Source organism: Pseudomonas sp. Kh14 (assembly GCF_900291005.1).
Taxonomy (GTDB): Bacteria; Pseudomonadota; Gammaproteobacteria; order Pseudomonadales; family Pseudomonadaceae; genus Aquipseudomonas; species Aquipseudomonas alloputida.
Window position 1 is genome coordinate 1 of the sequence record NZ_OLKJ01000092.1, and the last position, 277, is coordinate 277.

Here is a 277-nt window from a genome sequence, read left to right on the forward strand (position 1 = left end):
TGAAGGAAACGTTCAACGGCTACACCGTCGGCGTTGGTCTCGACTACGCGTTTACCGACATGGTGTTCGGACGCGTTGAGTATCGTTACACCGACTTCGGCGACAAGGATTTCGATTTCGGCGGCGCTGCAATCAATGCAGATGTCGACCAGCATGCAATACGCGTCGGCCTCGGCGTAAAATTCTGATTCACCCGGACAGCAACAGCAAAAGCCCGGCCATTGTGCCGGGCTTTTTTCTTGTCCCTTTTCCGAAGGCGGGAAGCGACAAACAGGGG

Annotated in this window: 1 protein-coding gene; it reads left to right on the top strand. The window is 55.2% G+C overall.

Features of this window, described 5'->3' with window-relative positions:
* Positions 1 to 188: outer membrane protein (locus FQ668_RS27445; protein WP_144180770.1), on the top strand; the 188-nt coding region annotated here is incomplete at its 5' end.
* Positions 189 to 277 lie beyond the last annotated feature (89 nt).